Origin of the sequence: Pseudomonas sp. NGC7, from assembly GCF_047159675.1 — a bacterium.
In the GTDB taxonomy this organism is placed as follows: Bacteria; Pseudomonadota; Gammaproteobacteria; order Pseudomonadales; family Pseudomonadaceae; genus Aquipseudomonas; species Aquipseudomonas kermanshahensis.
In genome coordinates, this window is record NZ_BAAFZY010000001.1 from 32,890 (window position 1) to 52,303 (window position 19,414).

At 59.5% G+C, this 19,414-nt stretch carries 19 protein-coding genes; 1 reads left to right on the forward strand and 18 read right to left on the reverse strand.

Going from position 1 to position 19,414, the window contains the following annotated elements:
- Nucleotides 1-77: 77 nt before the first annotated feature.
- Nucleotides 78-1,685 (forward strand): tyrosinase family protein, encoded by a 1,608-nt coding sequence (locus ACMCNM_RS00165; protein ID WP_412763759.1) that lies wholly within the window; start codon nucleotides 78-80, stop codon nucleotides 1,683-1,685.
- 20 nt (nucleotides 1,686-1,705) lie between these two features.
- On the opposite strand, the gene ACMCNM_RS00170 is transcribed toward ACMCNM_RS00165, so the two are convergent.
- The 18 genes from ACMCNM_RS00170 to mnmG form a co-directional block, all read right to left on the reverse strand.
- Nucleotides 1,706-2,431 carry a DUF2182 domain-containing protein gene (locus tag ACMCNM_RS00170; protein ID WP_412763760.1) on the reverse strand — a complete coding sequence of 242 codons (726 nt, stop codon included), beginning with the start codon at nucleotides 2,429-2,431 and terminating at the stop codon, nucleotides 1,706-1,708.
- A gap of 181 nt (nucleotides 2,432-2,612) precedes the next feature.
- On the reverse strand, nucleotides 2,613-3,026 hold the full coding sequence (locus tag ACMCNM_RS00175; RefSeq protein ID WP_339549248.1) for a hypothetical protein: 414 nt from the start codon (nucleotides 3,024-3,026) through the stop codon (nucleotides 2,613-2,615).
- 357 nt (nucleotides 3,027-3,383) lie between these two features.
- Nucleotides 3,384-5,219 carry a glutamine--fructose-6-phosphate transaminase (isomerizing) gene (glmS, locus tag ACMCNM_RS00180; RefSeq protein WP_412763761.1) on the reverse strand — a complete coding sequence of 612 codons (1,836 nt, stop codon included), beginning with the start codon at nucleotides 5,217-5,219 and terminating at the stop codon, nucleotides 3,384-3,386.
- A 2-nt stretch (nucleotides 5,220-5,221) separates the two neighbouring features.
- Nucleotides 5,222-5,998, reverse strand: coding sequence for a DeoR/GlpR family DNA-binding transcription regulator (locus ACMCNM_RS00185; RefSeq protein WP_027592080.1), 777 nt, complete (start codon nucleotides 5,996-5,998; stop codon nucleotides 5,222-5,224).
- 286 nt (nucleotides 5,999-6,284) lie between these two features.
- Nucleotides 6,285-7,652, reverse strand: a complete 1,368-nt coding sequence (gene glmU, locus ACMCNM_RS00190) for a bifunctional UDP-N-acetylglucosamine diphosphorylase/glucosamine-1-phosphate N-acetyltransferase GlmU (RefSeq protein ID WP_412763762.1) — start codon at nucleotides 7,650-7,652, stop codon at nucleotides 6,285-6,287.
- 121 nt (nucleotides 7,653-7,773) lie between these two features.
- Entirely contained in the window at nucleotides 7,774-8,193 is a 420-nt protein-coding gene (locus ACMCNM_RS00195; RefSeq protein ID WP_016489909.1) for a F0F1 ATP synthase subunit epsilon, read from the reverse strand.
- Nucleotides 8,194-8,236: 43 nt separating this feature from the next.
- Nucleotides 8,237-9,613, reverse strand: coding sequence for a F0F1 ATP synthase subunit beta (gene atpD / locus ACMCNM_RS00200; protein ID WP_016489910.1), 1,377 nt, complete (start codon nucleotides 9,611-9,613; stop codon nucleotides 8,237-8,239).
- A gap of 27 nt (nucleotides 9,614-9,640) precedes the next feature.
- Nucleotides 9,641-10,501, reverse strand: coding sequence for a F0F1 ATP synthase subunit gamma (atpG, locus tag ACMCNM_RS00205; RefSeq protein ID WP_016489911.1), 861 nt, complete (start codon nucleotides 10,499-10,501; stop codon nucleotides 9,641-9,643).
- Nucleotides 10,502-10,549: 48 nt separating this feature from the next.
- Nucleotides 10,550-12,094, reverse strand: coding sequence for a F0F1 ATP synthase subunit alpha (gene atpA / locus ACMCNM_RS00210; protein WP_027592078.1), 1,545 nt, complete (start codon nucleotides 12,092-12,094; stop codon nucleotides 10,550-10,552).
- A gap of 21 nt (nucleotides 12,095-12,115) precedes the next feature.
- A complete protein-coding gene (locus tag ACMCNM_RS00215) occupies nucleotides 12,116-12,652 on the reverse strand; it encodes a F0F1 ATP synthase subunit delta (protein ID WP_003253191.1) in 537 nt (178 codons plus the stop codon).
- Nucleotides 12,653-12,664: 12 nt separating this feature from the next.
- Complete coding sequence (locus tag ACMCNM_RS00220; protein ID WP_003253189.1) at nucleotides 12,665-13,135, reverse strand: F0F1 ATP synthase subunit B; 471 nt, start codon at nucleotides 13,133-13,135, stop codon at nucleotides 12,665-12,667.
- A 57-nt stretch (nucleotides 13,136-13,192) separates the two neighbouring features.
- Nucleotides 13,193-13,450 (reverse strand): F0F1 ATP synthase subunit C, encoded by a 258-nt coding sequence (gene atpE, locus ACMCNM_RS00225; protein WP_003097235.1) that lies wholly within the window; start codon nucleotides 13,448-13,450, stop codon nucleotides 13,193-13,195.
- Nucleotides 13,451-13,592: 142 nt separating this feature from the next.
- Nucleotides 13,593-14,462, reverse strand: a complete 870-nt coding sequence (gene atpB, locus ACMCNM_RS00230) for a F0F1 ATP synthase subunit A (RefSeq protein WP_016489912.1) — start codon at nucleotides 14,460-14,462, stop codon at nucleotides 13,593-13,595.
- 16 nt (nucleotides 14,463-14,478) lie between these two features.
- Nucleotides 14,479-14,886 carry a F0F1 ATP synthase subunit I gene (locus tag ACMCNM_RS00235; protein WP_027592077.1) on the reverse strand — a complete coding sequence of 136 codons (408 nt, stop codon included), beginning with the start codon at nucleotides 14,884-14,886 and terminating at the stop codon, nucleotides 14,479-14,481.
- Nucleotides 14,887-15,034: 148 nt separating this feature from the next.
- A complete protein-coding gene (locus tag ACMCNM_RS00240; protein ID WP_027592076.1) occupies nucleotides 15,035-15,907 on the reverse strand; it encodes a ParB/RepB/Spo0J family partition protein in 873 nt (290 codons plus the stop codon).
- Between the two features lie 9 nt (nucleotides 15,908-15,916).
- The gene (locus tag ACMCNM_RS00245; RefSeq protein WP_027592075.1) at nucleotides 15,917-16,708 is read right to left on the reverse strand and encodes a ParA family protein; all 792 of its coding nucleotides are present in this window, start codon (nucleotides 16,706-16,708) and stop codon (nucleotides 15,917-15,919) included.
- A gap of 18 nt (nucleotides 16,709-16,726) precedes the next feature.
- Nucleotides 16,727-17,377, reverse strand: coding sequence for a 16S rRNA (guanine(527)-N(7))-methyltransferase RsmG (gene rsmG / locus ACMCNM_RS00250; RefSeq protein ID WP_186679315.1), 651 nt, complete (start codon nucleotides 17,375-17,377; stop codon nucleotides 16,727-16,729).
- A complete protein-coding gene (mnmG, locus tag ACMCNM_RS00255) occupies nucleotides 17,374-19,266 on the reverse strand; it encodes a tRNA uridine-5-carboxymethylaminomethyl(34) synthesis enzyme MnmG (RefSeq protein ID WP_085272138.1) in 1,893 nt (630 codons plus the stop codon). The genes rsmG and mnmG overlap by 4 nt, the downstream gene beginning before the upstream one ends.
- Nucleotides 19,267-19,414: the final 148 nt, after the last annotated feature.

Here is a 19,414-nt window from a genome sequence, read left to right on the forward strand (position 1 = left end):
TTACAACCCGGATATGCTGGACGATGGAGCAGTAAACCCCCGAGTTTTCGGGACCAGTGGCAACAAGGAGGTTCACCATGTCATCCACCCCGCGTGTACGTCGTTCGCTCAGCGATATCCAGGCCGACTACGATCAAGGCAAAAAAGCAGAACTTGAGAATCTGATCCGCGCCTGGAAGGGCATCAAGGATCTTCCCGCTAACGACCCAAACTCCTTCTTCACCCTCGGCGGCCTGCATGGCGAGCCATTCCGTGACAAGGGCAAGACCGACCCCAACTGGTGGGGCGGCTACTGCCAGCACGGGACGGTGCTGTTCCCAAGCTGGCACCGCGCCTACCTCTGGCGCCTGGAAGAGGCGTTGCGCAGCATCCCCGGCTGCAAAGACGTGACCTTGCCGTTCTGGGATGAATGCAGCGATGCATCACGGGAAAACGGTATCCCGTCGGCCCTGACTCAAGAATATTTCGAGCTCGACGGCCAGAAAATCGACAACCCTCTGCGCTCCTTCGTGTTCCCGAAAGCCATCACCGACGAGGTGGAGGACACGCCGATCATCTACAGCAAGCCGGAAGGCTACGAGACAGTGCGTTACCCGCTGTCCGGTTTGGTGGGCACTGATGAGGACCGCGCGAAGACCGACGCCCATAACGCGCAATTCCCAGACCCAGAGCAGAACATCGGCTACCTCAATAGCAACATCAGTACCTGGCTGAGCGGCAAGATCAAGATCGGTGGCAGGTGGCGTGGCGAGGTGTTCACCCGCTTCGAAAACTGCTTGGACGCGCCCACCTACACCCTGTTCTCCAATACCACGTCGGCCGCCGCGAAAAACAAGGCTGACCCAGCGGGCACTCACCATGTCTCCCTGGAAGAGCCGCATAACTTCATGCACCTGGCCGTCGGCGGCTTCGACTACCCGGGGCAAGGCAACAATTCGGCGATCCCGGGTGCCAACGGCGACATGGGCGAGAACGAGACCGCCGGCCTGGACCCGATCTTCTTCTTCCACCACTGCTTCATCGACTATGTGTTCTGGACCTGGCAGCGTCGGCAAGGCGCAACTGATGAATTCAGCATCGATGCCACCGATCCCGGCGCCAGCTACTACAAGCCCGATGGCGTGCAACCGCCAGCAGGGGCAGCAGGCCTGGACCCGAATGCCATCCTGAGCCTGGACACCACGCTTGACCCGTTCGTGAAGGCCGACGGCAGCCCTTTCACCACCCGTGACTGCTTCAACATCGAAACCCAGCTGGGCTATGGCTATGGCAAAGGCTCGCTGGACGCCTACGCCCAACCCAACAAGCCGTTGCTGTTCAAGGCCGAGGCCGTGCAACCCGCTGGCAAGAGCTTGCGCGTCAGCCGCATCAACCGGGGCAAGATCCGCGGTTCTTTCCTGATCAGCGCCTACGCCAAGGTCGATGGCAAGCGCGAATACCTGGGTACCCGGCCGATACTCAGCCGCTGGCATGTCGAAGGCTGCATGAACTGCCAGACCCACCTGGAAGCCACCGCTACCTTCAAGCTGCCACTCAACGCCGACAACTCGGCGATTGATGAAGGCACAATCGAGGTGGAAGTACAGACCCGTGACACGGTGCTCAAACGGCCAGAGGGGGCCAATCTGCTCAATAGCAGCAACGCTGTAGCCGCTGACGTGCCATTCAAACTGGAAACCTACTGAGCCACCGCCGGCGCAGCATCCTAAGCCTGGCTTCGGGTGCTGCGCTCAGGCGCTTGAACGCTGCGGTCCCTACGCTCATAAGCAATGATGATTGCACCGGCGATCATCACGGGCAGGTGAACAGACGGTAGGCAAAATGCGATCAGCATCAACGGCCAACAGGTGGCGTAGCACCACACCCCGTGCAGCGCGCCGTTGGCCAATGGGTTGGCGACGCGGGCGGGCCGATGGCAGCGCAGAAGGCAACGCGCCCTGAACGCGCACAACTGCCACCCCCCTGCCCCTATCAGCGCCAGCAACCCTGCTGCGAGTGGCGAGCCGGCGAAAGAAACCAGCAACAGCGCAATCATCAACAGCAGTGCACTGCCCGCCAGCCACACGCCAAAATACCCCAGCAGAAATGCCGCGACAGCGGGCGCTCGGTGGTAGGGCCTTGATTGATGCCACAGATGCGCCAATGGCCCCTGCAGCGCGGGCAGCATCATCGCGACCAGCATCAACCCCACCGCACCGGTGAAGACGGCGAAGTCCATGCTGGAATAATAGAGGCGCAGGTTCAGCCATCCCTCGGTCAACATCGAGGGCGAGCCGGAAATACAGAACGATTCAAGATCGTGGTGGCTGTCGTTATTGAGCGCCATCCAGATAAAAGCAACGAGGCTGGCAGCCCATAACGCGCATTTGAGCGGATCACTGCAGGTGTCGCGCACCCATGCTGGCAGGGGCGCATTAGCCTGGCGCGCCATCAGACGACCTCCCTGTCATCGGCTAGACGGCCTGGCTCATTGCCTGTGCCGCGCTAGGGACTATAGAGCAGGTTGCTAAGGCTTGCCGGTACGCCGACTGATGGTGACAGGGACGCCTGGATGCTCCGCTGGCTGTGCCGCAGCGCTCTGCAAACAAGAGCGCCGCAGCCTGCTATCAGCTTTAGAACGTCGCGTTCTTGAGCGAGATGTGGCAGTTCTTGTAGTCGTAGTCGACCAGTGTCACGACACCGGAGACATTCGATTTTTTCCCAACGGAAAGCGCATTGACCATGCTGGTGTTGGTCGATTCAGCGTGGATATCCACGTCGCCAACGCTCAGCATTACCCGATACGCCTCGAGCCCTTGATTGATCATGGCGACTTCACCGTTGGTGGAGAAGGTCTTGCCGCGGTACAGGCTGTTTGCACGCACCTTGTTTTCTTTCGTGACACGGCAGATTTCTGCAAGGCTTTGATCGATAGCAACTGGCGCGGTCGCCTTCTGAATTTCCTGCATTGTTTGCTCAAAATTCGCGCAACCCGAAAGGGCTACGAAAGGCAGCGCGGCGAAGAGGCAATTACGAAGAGCTTTCATGTGGACAACCTTACAGATGATTGAAGAAGTGCTTTGGCCTTGAGCACACCCTGACTGGAGAATTTTCAGACAGTTCCATACGAACCTCGCGGGCTACTGCAGGCGTGGCCGATAGGCGATGGCTAGGCGTTGGGCTGACTTGCGGAAAATCGGGCACTACCGCTCAGGACGACGGCGGCAGCGAAGTAAGAAGGGGGGACAGCAGGCATCAGTCATTCCTTTGAGGCGCGTTTGAATGTGTTCAATCCCTTGAACCGGCCGAAAGTTATACCAAAATCGGTTTTATTGCGCAAAAAAGCACCAGCTCCTGCTGTTGATCACAGCGGGGCCGGTGCTTTTTAACGGTTGCCCGTAGGTTTATTCCACCGTCACCGATTTTGCCAAGTTGCGCGGCTGGTCAACGTCGGTGCCCTTGAGCACCGCCACGTAGTACGACAGCAACTGCAGCGGGATGGTGTACAGGATTGGCGCCAGGGCGTCAGCGATGTGCGGCACCTTGATCACGTGGGTGTCTTCGCCGTTGGTCATGCCAGCGTGCTCGTCGGCAAACACCACCAGCTCACCGCCACGGGCACGCACTTCCTGCAAGTTGGACTTGAGCTTCTCCAGCAGTTCGTTGTTCGGCGCCACGGTCACGACTGGCATGTCGTTATCCACAAGTGCCAGCGGGCCGTGCTTCAGCTCGCCTGCCGGGTAGGCTTCGGCGTGGATGTAGGAGATTTCCTTGAGCTTGAGCGCGCCTTCCATCGCTACCGGATACTGGGCGCCGCGGCCCAGGAACAGGGTGTGGTGCTTGTCGGCGAACAGCTCGGCGATCTTTTCGACAGTTGCGTCCATGGCCAGTGCCTCGCCCAGGCGGGCCGGCAGGCGACGCAATTCTTCAACCAGCTCGGCTTCGACACCGGTTTCGAGGGTGCCGCGTACCTGGCCCAGGGCCAGGGTCAGCATCATCAGCGAGACCAGCTGGGTGGTGAACGCCTTGGTCGAAGCAACGCCGATTTCTGGGCCAGCCAGGGTCAGCAGGGTCAGGTCGGATTCACGCACCAGCGAGCTGATGCCGACGTTGCAGATCGCCAGGCTGCCGAGGAAGCCCAGCTCCTTGGCGTTGCGCAGGGCAGCCAGGGTGTCGGCAGTCTCACCGGATTGCGAGATCGAGACGAACAGGGTGTCGGGCTGCACCACCACCTTGCGGTAGCGGAACTCGCTGGCGACTTCGACCTGGCAAGGGATGCCGGCCAGGCTTTCCAGCCAGTAACGGGCGACCATGCCGGCGTGGTAGCTGGTGCCGCAGGCAACGATCTGTACGTTGCGCACTTTGGCGAACAGGTCGGCGGCTTTCGGGCCAAAGGCCTGTACCAGCACGTGGTCTTTGCCCAGACGGCCTTCCAGGGTGCGTTGGACCACGCTTGGCTGCTCGTGGATTTCCTTGAGCATGAAGTGACGGTAGTTGCCCTTGTCCGCCGCTTCTGCACCTTCGTGATACTGCACGGTTTCACGCTGGACCTGGTTGCCAGCCTGGTCCCAGATGCTGACCTGGTCACGGCGGATTTCAGCGATATCGCCTTCTTCCAGGTACATGAAACGGTCGGTGACCTGGCGCAGGGCCAGCTGGTCCGAGGCCAGGAAGTTCTCGCCAAGGCCCAGGCCGATCACCAGCGGGCTGCCGCTGCGGGCAGCTACCAGGCGGTCTGGCTGTTTAGCGCTGATCAGGGCCAGGCCATAAGCACCGTGCAGGCGCTTCACCGCAGCCTTCAGCGCGTCGGTCAGGTCTGCAACGGTCTTGAGCGTGTGGTGGATCAGGTGGACGATGACTTCGGTATCGGTCTGCGAGGTGAACACGTAGCCGAGGCCTTTGAGCTCTTCACGCAGTTCTTCGTGGTTCTCGATGATGCCGTTGTGCACGACCGCCAATTCACTGCCCGAGAAGTGTGGGTGGGCATTGCCTTCGGTTGGCGCGCCGTGGGTAGCCCAACGCGTGTGTGCGATACCCAGCTGGCCGACGAGCGGCTCGGCGGCCACGGCAGCTTCCAGCTCGCTGACCTTGCCAATCCGGCGGCGGCGCTCCAGCCCACCCTGCTGGCTGTAGACCGCCAGGCCGGCACTGTCGTACCCGCGGTACTCAAGGCGCTTGAGGCCTTCGATCAGGATGGCGGTGATATTACGTTCGGCTACGGCACCAACGATTCCACACATGTTCATTGCTCCTGGCTGATCGCGGCGCAAATCAGGTTGATGCCGCGGGCTTGAATTTGTTCGCGTGCCGCTGCGGGCAGGCGTTCGTCAGTAATGAGGGTATTCACGCTGCCCCACGGCAGCTCAAGGTTGGGGATCTTGCGCCCCACCTTGTCGGACTCGACCATCACGATCACCTCACGGGCGACCTCGGCCATGACTCGGCTCAGGCCCAGCAGCTCATTGAAGGTGGTGGTACCCCGGTTGAGGTCGATGCCATCGGCCCCTATGAACAGCTGATCGAAATCGTAGGAGCGCAACACCTGCTCGGCAACCTGCCCCTGGAACGACTCGGAGTGCGGGTCCCAGGTACCACCGGTCATCAGCAGTACAGGCTCATGCTCGAGATCGCTGATGGCACGGGCCACGTTCAAGGAATTGGTCATCACCACCAGGCCAGGCTGTCGGCCCAGCTCGGGAATCATCGCGGCAGTGGTGCTGCCACTGTCGATGATAATCCGTGCATGTTCACGGATACGCCCTACCGCCGCACGGGCAATGGCCTTCTTATAGGCAGACACGGGCTGGGCCGGCTCACCGAGCAGCTCTTGCGGCACCGGTACCGCACCGCCATAGCGGCGTAGCAACAGGCCGTTGGTTTCTAGGGCAGCGAGGTCTTTGCGAATGGTCACTTCCGAGGTTTCGAAGCGCTTGGCCAATGCATCCACACTCACCTCCCCTTGCTCACTGAGCATGGCCAGAATGTTGTGGCGGCGTTGAGGCGTGTTACGTTTCGACATGAGCGCTTAAGTTTCGTTTCGAAAGATAATGGTTGCAATCAAAACCTAAGACGCACGTTTCGTCAAGCAGTTGCTGCCCTGTGGATAGTTTCACCCTTGTAGGAGCGGCCTTGTGTCGCGATGGGCCGCAACGCGGCCCCAGTGATTTCGAGGTAAAGCTCCATTTTGGGGCTGCGTTGCAGCCCATCGCGACACAAGGCCGCTCCTACAGGGACCGCAACTCACGCCCAAAAAAAAGCCGACTTATTCACATAAGTCGGCTTTCGATCGAACAGCTGTGTATAACTCAGCTCTTCTTAATCTTCTCCGGCCGCTTCCAGCCCGAGATGTTTCGCTGGCGCGCGCGGCCCACCGCCAGGTCGGCGGCTTCGACGGTCTGGGTGATAGTCGAACCGGCTGCCGTGGTCGCGCCGGCCTTGATTTCCACAGGCGCCACCAGTGAGTTGTTCGAACCGATGAATACGTCCTCACCCATCACGGTCTTGAACTTGTTGGCGCCATCATAGTTGCAGGTGATGGTGCCAGCGCCGATGTTGGTGCGCGCGCCGATTTCGGCGTCGCCCAGGTAGCTCAGATGGCCTGCCTTGGCGCCTTCGCCCAAGTGAGCGTTTTTCAGCTCGACGAAGTTACCCACATGGGCCTTGGCATCCAGCACACTGCCTGGGCGCAGGCGAGCGAACGGGCCGGCATCGCTGCCCTCGCCCATCACCGCACCTTCGATGTGGCTGTTAGCCTTGACCACCACACCCTTGCGCAGGGTGCTGTTCTTGATCACGCAGTTGGGGCCGATCTCTACGCCGTCTTCGATGACCACCTGGCCTTCGAGGATCACGTTGATGTCGATCAGCACATCGCGACCAACGGTCACTTCACCCCGTACATCGAACCGCGCCGGGTCACGCAGGGTGACGCCCTGGGCCATCAGGCGGCGGCCTGCGCGCAGCTGATAGTGGCGCTCGAGCTCGGACAGCTGGCGACGATCGTTGGCGCCCTGCACTTCCATCGGGTCTTCGGGTTGCTCGGTGGCCACCACCAGGCCATCGGACACCGCCATGGCGATCACGTCGGTCAGGTAGTACTCGCCTTGGGCATTGTTATTCGACAAGCGGCTCATCCAGTCCGCCAGGCGCGCCGCAGGCAGAGCCAGAATGCCGGTGTTGCCTTCCTTGATCGCTTTCTGCGCGTCGCTGGCATCCTTGTGCTCAACGATGGCCGTCACCTTGCCCTGCTCGTCCCGCACGATACGGCCATAGCCGGTTGGGTCTTCGAGGGTGACCGTGAGCAGGCCCAGCTGTTGATCATTGGCCTTGGCCAACAGACGCTGCAAGGTCTCCACTTCGATCAACGGCACATCACCGTACAGCACCAGAACGGTGTCAGCGGACAATGCTGGCAGCGCCTGGGCCACGGCATGGCCTGTGCCCAGCTGCTTGTCCTGCATGACAAAGTTCAGATCGTCAGCTGCCAGGCGCTCACGCACCTGCTCGGCACCATGGCCAATGACCACGTGGATACCTTGCGGCTGGAGTTGACGCGCGCTGTGGATAACATGGCCAAGCATGGAGTTGCCGGCAACCGGGTGCAGCACCTTGGGCAGCGCCGAGCGCATGCGGGTACCTTGGCCGGCGGCGAGAATAACGATATCGAGTGACATTACTGGCTACCAATCCTGGGCGGTCAGTGAAATGACCGGGGGGAGAAATTCGGAAAAAGAAAAAGGGTAGCCGAGGCTACCCTTTTACTCAATCGCAACAGAAGTGATCAGCCAGGGCCGATTACTTGCCTTTGCGCATTTGCTGGACGGTACGCAGCTGAGCTGCGGCCTCGGCCAGACGTGCGGCGGCGGCGCCGTAGTCGAAGTCCGCGCCTTTCAGATTCAGGGCGTTCTCGGCAGCCTTGAGGGCTTCCTGAGCCTGAGCTTCATCCAGGTCTGCAGCACGTTGCACGGTATCGGCAAGCACCTTGACCATGTTCGGCTGAACCTCGAGGAAACCACCAGAGATGTAAAACACCTCTTGGGCGCCACCCTGCTTGGTCAGCGTGATCGGACCTGGCTTCAGATTGGTGATCAGCGGCGCGTGGCCCGGAGCGATACCAAGATCACCCAGGTTACCGTGCGCAACCACCATCTCGACCAGACCGGAGAAAATCTCTCCTTCCGCGCTGACGATATCGCAATGGACTGTCATAGCCATCTGCTTGCCTCAACCTGATAGCGCCCCTTGCGGGGCGCAGGAATTACAGTTTCTTGGCTTTCTCGATCGCTTCGTCGATGCTGCCGACCATGTAGAACGCTTGTTCTGGCAGGTGGTCGTAGTCACCTTTGAGGATGCCGCTGAAGCCAGCGATGGTGTCTTTCAGGGAAACGTACTTGCCTGGCGAACCGGTGAAGACTTCGGCCACGAAGAACGGCTGCGACAGGAAGCGCTGGATCTTACGAGCGCGGGCTACCAGTTGCTTGTCGGTCTCGGACAGTTCGTCCATACCCAGGATGGCGATGATGTCTTTCAGCTCTTTGTAGCGCTGCAGAACATACTGAACGCCACGCGCGGTGTCGTAGTGCTCGTTGCCGATCACGTTCGGGTCCAGCTGGCGCGAAGTCGAGTCCAGTGGGTCGACCGCTGGGTAGATACCCAGGGAGGCGATGTCACGGGACAGAACGACGGTGGCGTCCAAGTGGGCGAAGGTGGTCGCTGGCGACGGGTCGGTCAAGTCGTCCGCAGGTACGTATACGGCCTGGACGGAGGTGATCGAACCTTCCTTGGTGGAGGTGATGCGCTCTTGCAGAACGCCCATCTCTTCAGCCAGGGTCGGCTGGTAACCTACTGCCGAAGGCATACGGCCCAGCAGTGCGGATACTTCAGTACCGGCCAGGGTGTAACGATAGATGTTGTCGACGAACAGCAGAACGTCGTTACCTTCGTCACGGAACTTCTCAGCCATGGTCAGGCCGGTCAGCGCTACGCGCAGACGGTTTCCTGGTGGCTCGTTCATCTGACCGTAGACCAGCGCTACTTTGTCGAGAACGTTGGAGTCCTTCATCTCGTGGTAGAAGTCGTTACCCTCACGAGTACGCTCACCCACACCAGCGAACACGGAGTAACCGCTGTGTTCCATGGCGATGTTACGGATCAGTTCCATCATGTTTACGGTCTTGCCGACACCGGCACCACCGAACAGACCAACTTTACCACCCTTGGCGAACGGGCAAACCAGGTCGATAACCTTGATGCCGGTTTCCAGCAGGTCGTTGCCGCCTGCCTGGTCAGCGAACGAAGGCGCTGGCTGGTGGATACCGCGACGCTCTTCTTCACCGATCGGGCCGGCTTCGTCGATCGGGTTGCCGAGTACGTCCATGATACGGCCCAGGGTGGCCTTACCAACAGGAACGGAAATGGCAGCGCCGGTGTCGACGACATCCAGACCGCGCTTCAAGCCTTCGGTCGAGCCCATCGCAATAGTACGAACCACGCCGTCGCCCAGCTGCTGCTGAACTTCGAGGGTGGTTTCCGCGCCTTGTACTTTCAGCGCGTTGTATACACTCGGCACGACGTCACGTGGGAATTCCACGTCGATGACGGCGCCGATGATTTGAACGATACGTCCGCTACTCATAGCTGGATCCTCTGAATATGTGAACCGTTAAACCGCGGCAGCGCCGCCGACGATTTCCGAGATCTCCTGGGTGATCGCAGCCTGACGCGCCTTGTTGTAGATCAACTGAAGCTCTTTGATCAAATCACCGGCGTTGTCTGTGGCGTTCTTCATGGCGATCATCCGGGCCGCTTGTTCAGCAGCGTTGTTCTCGACCACCGCCTGGTAAACCTGCGACTCCACATAACGCACCATCAAGCCGTCCAGCAGCTCTTTTGCGTCGGGTTCGTACAGGTAATCCCAGTGATGCTTGAGATCCTGATCCGGGGTTGCCACCAACGGTACCAATTGCTCGACCGTTGGCTTCTGGGTCATGGTATTGATGAACTTGTTCGAAACCACGGAGAGGCGATCGATACGGCCGTCCAGGTAGGCGTCCAGCATCACTTTGACGGAGCCGATCAGATCGTTGATCGATGGCTCTTCGCCCAGGTGGCTGATCGCGGCTACGACGTTGCCGCCAAAGATGCGGAAGAAAGTCGCACCCTTGCTGCCGATCACGCACAGGTCGATTTCCACGCCCTGTTCGCGGTTTGCGTTCATGTCCTTGACCAGGGCCTTGAACAGGTTGGTGTTCAAGCCACCGCACAGACCACGGTCACTGCTCACCACGATATAACCGGTGCGCTTAACAGGGCGCTCGATCATGAAAGGGTGGCGGTATTCCGGGTTGGCGTTGGCCAGATGACCGATCACCTGGCGGATACGCTCCGCGTAAGGACGGCTAGCAGCCATGCGCATTTGTGCCTTGCGCATTTTGCTGACCGCCACTTTCTCCATGGCGCTGGTAATTTTTTGCGTGCTTTTGATGCTCGCAATCTTACTGCGAATCTCTTTTGCGCCTGCCATGTATCACCTATCAGGTTAGCAAGCGGGGGCCTGGGCCCCCGCTGCGGCTTACCAGGTCTGGGTGGCCTTGAACTTCTCGATACCGGCTTTCAGGCCAGCGTCGATTTCGTCGTTGAAGTCACCCTTCACGTTGATCTTCGCCATCAGTTCAGCGTGATCACGGTTGAAGAAGGCGATCAGTGCTTGCTCGAAGCTACCGATCTTGGAGACTTCTACGTCAGTCAGGAAACCACGCTCAGCGGCGTACAGCGACAGGGCCATGTCCGCGATGGACATTGGCGCGTACTGCTTCTGCTTCATCAGCTCGGTAACGCGCTGACCATGCTCCAGCTGCTTGCGGGTCGCTTCGTCCAGATCGGAAGCGAACTGGGCGAATGCAGCCAGTTCACGGTACTGAGCCAGAGCGGTACGAATACCACCGGACAGCTTCTTGATGATCTTGGTCTGAGCGGCACCACCTACGCGGGATACCGAAACACCGGCGTTCACTGCAGGGCGGATGCCCGAGTTGAACATGGCCGATTCCAGGAAGATCTGACCGTCGGTGATCGAGATCACGTTGGTCGGAACGAACGCGGAAACGTCGCCAGCCTGGGTTTCGATGATCGGCAGCGCGGTCAGGGAACCGGTTTTGCCAGTCACAGCACCGTTGGTGAACTTCTCGACGTACTCTTCCGAAACGCGCGATGCACGCTCCAGCAGACGGGAGTGGAGATAGAACACGTCGCCTGGGTACGCTTCACGTCCTGGTGGACGGCGCAGCAGCAGGGAGATCTGACGGTAGGCAACGGCCTGCTTGGACAGGTCATCGTAAACGATCAGTGCGTCTTCACCGCGGTCACGGAAGAACTCGCCCATGGTGCAACCGGCGTATGGCGCCAGGAATTGCAGTGCGGCGGATTCCGAAGCACTGGCAACCACCACGATGGTGTTTTTCAGTGCGTCGTTTTCTTCCAGCTTGCGAACGATGTTGGCAACGGTGGAACGCTTCTGGCCGACAGCAACATACACACAGAAAATACCGGAGTCTTTCTGGTTGATGATGGCGTCGATGGCCATGGCGGTCTTGCCGATCTGACGGTCACCGATGATCAGCTCACGCTGGCCACGGCCGACAGGGATCATGGCGTCAACGGACTTGTAGCCAGTCTGTACAGGCTGGTCTACCGACTTACGCCAGATCACGCCTGGAGCAACTTTCTCGACCGCGTCGGTCTGAGTGTTGCCCAGCGGGCCTTTGCCGTCGATCGGGTTGCCCAGTGCGTCGACGACGCGACCCAGCAGTTCCTTACCAACCGGAACTTCCAGGATGCGGCCGGTGCACTTGGCGCTCATGCCTTCGGCGAGGGTGTCGTATGCACCCAGGATCACTGCACCTACGGAGTCTTGCTCCAGGTTCAGGGCCATGCCGTAGACGCCGCCAGGGAACTCGATCATTTCGCCGTACATGACGTCGGCCAGACCGTGGATCCGCACGATACCGTCGGAAACCGAAACGACGGTACCTTCGTTACGGGCTTGGGAGCTCACATCGAGGTTGTCGATGCGGCCCTTGATGATTTCACTAATTTCGGAAGGATTGAGTTGCTGCATTGCTCTGCTGCCCCTTCAAACTCAAGATTTCAATGCTTCGGCCAGTTTCGCGATTTTGCCGCGAACAGAGCCATCGATTACCAGGTCACCAGCGCGGATGACGACGCCGCCAATCAGGCTGGCATCCTCCGACGCGTGCAGGCGCACTTCCTGGCCTAACCGTGCACTGAGAACCTTGGCGAGTTTGTCTTGCTGTTCTTGGTTCAACGCGAAGGCACTGGTGACTTCCACGTCCACGGATTTCTCTTGCTCGGCCTTGTACAGGTCGAACAGAGCGGCAATCTCCGGCAGAAGCAGGAGACGGTCGTTTTCCGCGGCAACATGAATGAAATTCTGTGCCTGTGCATTGAACTTGTCACCGCACACGTCAATGAACGTGGCGGCCTTTTCTGCGCTCGTCAGTCGCGGGGCCTTGAGCAGGCGCTGCATGGTGTCGTCTTGCGACACCGCAGCAGCCAGGCCGAGCATGGCTGACCAATTGGCCAGTTGCTGATGGGCCTGGGCATGCTCAAAGGCAGCCTTAGCGTAAGGTCGGGCCAACGTGGTCAGTTCTGCCATGATCGCCCTCGCTTAAATTTCAGCGGCCAGTTTGTTAACCAGCTCCGCATGCGCGTTTTGATCGATTGTGGCGCCAAGGATCTTTTCAGCACCGCCAACGGCCAGAGCACCCACTTGGGCACGCAGGGCGTCTTTAGCGCTGTTCAGTTCCTGTTCGATCTCGGCCAGAGCCTGAGCCTTCACACGGTCAGCTTCGACGCGGGCCTGTTCACGGGCTTCCTCGACAAGCTGAGCAGCGCGTTTCTTGCTTTGCTCAATGATTTCGGCTGCCTGTGCTTTAGCTTCACGCAGTTGCTGACCCGCTTTCTCTTGGGCCAGCTCCAGGTCGCGAGCTGCGCGGTTGGCAGCGTCCAAGCCATCGGCAATCTTCTTTTGGCGCTCTTGCAGAGCAGTGATGACCGGAGGCCATACGTACTTCATGCAGAAGAGTACAAAAATCAGGAAAGCAACGGATTGGCCAATCAGGGTTGCATTAATGTTCACGCCAACACCTCGCTCGGTCTTAATTCATACAGCAAATCAACTCGTGGTGACGAGTGATTAGCCGGCGATCTGACCAACGAACGGATTCGCGAAGGTGAAGAACAGAGCGATACCAACACCGATCATGGTTACGGCGTCGAGCAGACCGGCAACGATGAACATTTTAACCTGCAGCATCGGAACCATTTCTGGTTGACGAGCAGCGCCTTCCAGGAATTTGCCGCCCAGCAGGCCGAAACCAATGGCGGTACCCAGAGCACCCAGGCCGATCAGCAGAGCAACAGCGATAGCGGTCAGACCAACTACAGTTTCCATCTTTCCTCCCGACTTTTACGTCGTATTGGTTAGGTTTTTAGTTTGAAGCGGTAAAACAAATCGTGAGTACAGCTGCCCTTGCGGACTTTTTAAGCCCTCCCCCCGTACCGGCGAGGAAGGCTATCAGACACGCCAGGCGGTCTTAATGGTTATCTTCGTGCGCCATCGACAGGTAGACGATGGTCAGCATCATGAAGATGAAAGCTTGCAGGGTGATGATCAGGATGTGGAACACAGCCCACGCCCATTGCAGCACCACACCCAGGCCGCTCAGCCAGAGCAGGCCGGAGCCGAACATGACGGCGATCAGGATGAACACCAGCTCACCGGCGTACATGTTGCCGAACAGACGCAGGGCCAGCGAGATCGGCTTGGCGATCAGGGTGACGAATTCGAGCAGGAAGTTCACCGGGATCAGCAGGATCTGAACAAAGATGTTCTTGCTGCCGAACGGGTGCAGGGTCAGCTCACCGATGAAGCCGCCCAGGCCCTTGACCTTGATGCTGTAGAAGATGATCAGGGCGAACACGCTGAAGGCCATGGCCAGGGTCGCGTTCGGGTCGGTGGTCGACACGGCGCGGAACGGAATGTGCGGATCACCGGAGATCAGGATGGCCAGCTGAGGAATCCAGTCGACCGGTACCAGGTCGACGGCGTTCATCAGGAATACCCAGACGAAGATGGTCAGCGCCAGCGGTGCGATCACCGGGCTACGGCCGTGGAAGGAGTCCTTCACGCTGCCGTTGACGAAGTCGACCATCACTTCGACGAAGTTCTGCAGACCGCCAGGTTGGCCGGAGGTCGCCTTCTTCGCCGCCATGCGGAAGATGAACAGGAAGATCAGACCCAGCGCAACGGACCAGCCCAGGGTGTCCAGGTGGAACGCCCAGAAGCCCATTGCCTTGGCTTCTGCAGCCGAATGGGCGAAGCCCCAGCTGCCGTCTGGTAGTTGACCGTAGGTCAGGTTCTGCAAGTGGTGCTGGATATAGCCCGAAGCGGTTTCTGCTGCCATGGTTGCCTCAAACGCCCTAAGGTCTCGAAAGTCTTTTATTCATTAGCAGTGGCGCGAACCAGCTGACCATTAGGGTCAGCAGGAAGACGCCGAATACTGCTAACGGCGCCAATGGCTTCACTCCTGCGAAGGTCAGTGCAAACAGCACTGCCGTCAAAATCATTTTGCCTGCCTCGCCAGCGTAGAACGACTTGACGATGGCCTGCGCTGCCCGGGCTCCGCTGAAGCGAAATGCCTTCCAGGCGAAATACACATTGGGTAGCCAGGCAATCAAACCTCCGCAGAGACCTGAATATCCACTGACCGCCCCTTTCCACTGCCACAACACCAACGTTGCCAACAGCAGTACAACACATTGAGTCAGCAGTACCGGAAAAACCGCCCAGCGATGGAAAGGCAAGCGGTTTGGCGTGCGTATTTCCATCACAACTGCTCCTCGGAAGTCGACCAACAAGTCAGCTATGACTTGGCATAATTTGTGCCGACAAAATGCGCGCAGAGTATAGGGGTGGATTAACCCCTATTCAACTCTTCGTAGTGATTTCCGACTGCGCGCTACAACAGGAATTGTTTCAGCGGATGTGAGCAAGGACGCCTTGCAACTCGTCAAGCGAGTTATAGCGAATAACCAACTGGCCCTTGCCCTTGTTGCCATGACGGATCTGTACGGCAGAGCCCAGGCGCTCTGCGAGCCGCTGTTCAAGGCGTGCGATATCCGGATCAGGTTTGCTCGGTTCGACCGGATCAGGCTTGTCGCTGAGCCACTGACGCACCAGTGCCTCAGTTTGGCGCACGGTGAGGCCACGTGCGACAACATGACGCGCCCCCTCTTCCTGACGATGCTCTTCAAGACCGAGCAAAGCGCGCGCATGACCCATCTCCAGGTCTCCGTGGGCGAGCATGGTCTTGATCGCTTCAGGCAGGGTGATCAGGCGCAGCAGGTTGGCCACGGTAACCCGCGACTTGCCCACGGCATCCGCTACCTGCTGCTGGGTCAGTTCGAACTCCTGCTGCAGGCGCTGCAGCGCGAGGGCCTCTTCCAGGGGGTTGAGGTCTTCGCGCTGGATGTTCTCGATCAGCGCCATGGCGATGGCCGTTTCGTCCGGCACTTCGCGGACCATGGCCGGCACGGTGTCCAGGCCAGCCTGCTGGGTGGCGCGCCAACGGCGCTCACCGGCGATGATCTCGTAGCGGTTGTCGGCAATCGGGCGAACCACGATCGGCTGCATCACGCCATGGGTGCGAATCGAGTGCGCGAGTTCTTCCAGCGCCACCGGGTCCATGTCGCGACGCGGCTGGTACTTGCCACGTTGAATCAGCTCGACCGGCAGGTGTTGCAGTTCTTTCTGGTCGATCTTGACAGCCTGCTCTTCGAGCGCGCTGACGGAAGGACCACTGAGCAGTGCATCCAACCCACGTCCGAGACCCCGTTTCTTAACGGCCATACGGATTCCTTAAGTTGTTTGTGCAGTGCGGGATGGACGGCGCTGACGGCGTACCAGTTCCCCAGCCAGGGCCAGATAAGCCAGCGCGCCACGCGATTGCTTGTCGTAGGCCAGGGCCGGCATGCCGAAGCTTGGGGCCTCGGCCAGGCGAATGTTGCGCGGGATGACCGTGTCGTACAGCTGCTCGCCGAAGTGTTCCTTGAGCTGGGCCGAAACATCGTTGTTCAGGCTCAGGCGCGGGTCGAACATGGTCCGCAACAGGCCTTCGATCTTCAGCTCCGGGTTCAACCGGGCGGCGATGCGCTTGATGTTATCCACAAGGTCACTGAGACCTTCCAGTGCGTAGTACTCGCACTGCATGGGGATGATGACGCCATCGGAGGCCACCAACGCGTTCAGCGTCAGCATCGACAACGACGGCGGACAGTCGATGAGAATGAAGTCGTAGTTCTCGCGGATCGGCGCCAGGGCGTTGCGCAGGCGGCTTTCCTTGACCTGCATTTCCAGCAGCACCACTTCGGCGGCGGTCAGGTCACGGTTGGCCGGCAACAGCTGGAAACCACCGTGCTCGGAGTAATGCATGGCCTGAGCCAGGTCGCATTCCCCGATCAGCAGGTCGTATACCGAGTGCTCGAGCTCGTGCTTGTCGACACCGCTGCCCATGGTGGCGTTGCCTTGCGGATCGAGGTCGATCAGCAGCACACGACGTTTGGTCGCGGCCAGCGAAGCGGCGAGATTGATACAGGTGGTGGTCTTGCCCACACCACCTTTCTGGTTCGCGATTGCGAATACCTTAGCCATTGATGCGCGTGTTCCCAGTCATGCCTTGCGGCGCAGTATCAGCAGATGGCGCTGGCCCTGGCAACCCGGAACGGTCAGGGCCTGCTCGCTTTCCACTGTGAAGTCTGCGGGCAATGCTACCAGTTCATCGGCAGGATGCAGCCCCTTCATTGCAAGCCATTGCGTCCCGGTGTCGCCCAGATGGCGGGTCCAGTTGGTGAAGTTCTCCATGCTGCTGAAGGCACGAGAGATGATTCCGCTGAACGGTTGCGCCGGTTTGAATGCTTCGACCCGGCTGTGGATAACCTGCAGGTTGTCCAGCTTGAGTTCCATTTTGACCTGGGTCAGGAAGCGGGTCTTCTTGCCATTGCTGTCCAGAACCGTCACTTGCTTGTGCGGGTGCAGGATAGCCAAGGGGATGCCTGGCATGCCACCCCCACTGCCGACATCCAGCCAGTTATCGCGCTCGCTGTGGATAAACGACATGACGCTGAGGCTGTCGAGCAGATGCCGCGAAACCATCTCGTCCGGATCACGCACGGCAGTCAGGTTGTAGGCCTTGTTCCATTTGATCAACAGGGCCAGGTAGCCCAGCAGCATCTCGTGCTGCTGCGCGCTCAGCTCGATGCCGAGCTGGCGCGCGCCTGTGGACAATTCTTCGGCGTGTTGCGGGGTGACCAGGGAACTCAAGCGCTTTGCTCCAATTCGCGGCCTGCGCCGCGTTTTTTCAGATGAATCAGCAGCAGCGAAATGGCCGCTGGTGTCACACCAGGGATACGCGAAGCCTGACCCAACGTCTCGGGACGGGTCTGGCCAAGCTTGCCCTGGATTTCCTTCGACAGGCCAGAAATCGTGGTGTAGTCGATATCCACAGGCAGGCGGGTGTCTTCGCTGGCGCGCAGCCGAGCGATTTCGTCCTGCTGGCGGTCGATGTAGCCCGCGTACTTGGTCTTGATCTCGACCTGCTCGGCAACCTGTGGATCAATTTCATCACCACCGGTGGCCTCGATCAGGCCGGCGTAGTCGATTTCCGGCCGCGCCAGCAGGTTGAGCAGGCTGTATTCGTGGCTCAACGGCGTGCCGAACTTATCCACAACTGCCTGGCCCTGCGGCGTATTCGGGCGAACCCAAGTCGACTTCAGGCGTTGTTCCTCACGCTCGATGCCATCACGCTTGGCGCAGAACGCGGCCCAACGCTGGTCATCGATCAGGCCCAGTTCGCGGCCTTTTTCGGTCAGGCGCAGGTCGGCGTTGTCTTCGCGCAGGATCAGCCGGTACTCGGCACGCGAGGTGAACATGCGGTACGGCTCCTGGGTACCCAGGGTGATCAGGTCGTCGACCAGTACGCCGATGTACGCCTCGTCGCGGCGCGGGCACCAGCTTTCGCGGCCTTGCGCACGCAGTGCAGCGTTGGTACCGGCCAACAGGCCTTGTGCACCGGCTTCTTCGTAACCGGTGGTGCCGTTGATCTGGCCAGCGAAGAACAGGCCGCCGATGACTTTGGTCTCGAGGCTGTACTTCAGGTCACGCGGGTCGAAGTAGTCGTACTCGATGGCGTAGCCCGGGCGCACGATGTGGGCGTTTTCCATGCCGCGAATCGAGCGCACCAGCTCCAGCTGCACGTCGAACGGCAGCGAAGTCGAGATGCCGTTGGGGTACAGCTCATGGGTGTTCAGGCCTTCCGGCTCGATGAATACCTGGTGGCTTTCCTTGTCGGCAAAACGGTGGATCTTGTCTTCGATCGATGGGCAGTAGCGCGGGCCAACACCTTCGATCACACCCGAGTACATCGGCGAACGGTCGAGGTTCGACGCGATGATTTCGTGGGTGCGGGCGTTGGTGTGGGTAATCCAGCAGCTCACCTGGCGCGGATGCATCTGCGCGTTGCCCATGAACGACATGACCGGGATCGGCGTATCGCCCGGTTGCTCGGTCATGACCGAGAAGTCTACCGACCGGCCATCGATACGCGGCGGGGTACCGGTTTTCAAACGGCCTACGCGCAGCGGCAGTTCACGCATGCGGTGCGCCAGGGCAATCGAAGGCGGATCGCCGGCGCGACCGCCGGAATGGTTTTGCAAACCGATGTGGATAAGGCCACCGAGGAAGGTCCCGGTCGTCAGCACCACGGAGTCGGCAAAGAAGCGCAGACCCATCTGGGTCACCACGCCTTTGACTTGGTCCTGTTCGACGATCAGGTCGTCGCAGGACTGCTGGAATATCCACAGGTTTGGCTGGTTTTCCAGGATTTCGCGAACCACAGCCTTGTAAATGGCGCGGTCAGCTTGCGCTCGGGTGGCGCGTACGGCCGGGCCTTTGCGGTTGTTCAAAACGCGGAACTGGATGCCGCTCTTGTCGGTGGCCAATGCCATGGCACCGCCGAGCGCATCGATCTCTTTGACCAGATGGCTTTTGCCAATACCGCCAATCGCGGGGTTGCAGCTCATGTGACCGAGGGTTTCCACGTTATGGGTCAGCAGCAGGGTTTTCACACCCATGCGTGCAGACGCAAGCGCAGCCTCGGTACCGGCATGGCCGCCGCCGATGACGATCACTTCAAAACGGGAAGGGAAATCCACCACGCACCTCGTGCCTGTTTTGCGAATAGAGAAGGTAAGCGGACAAGTATAGGGACTTACCCCCTTGCAAAGGAACCGCTTGCGCAAAATTTGATCAGGCTGTGGATGAGTGGCAGACAACAAAAACAACGAAGAGAGATTTAAAAAA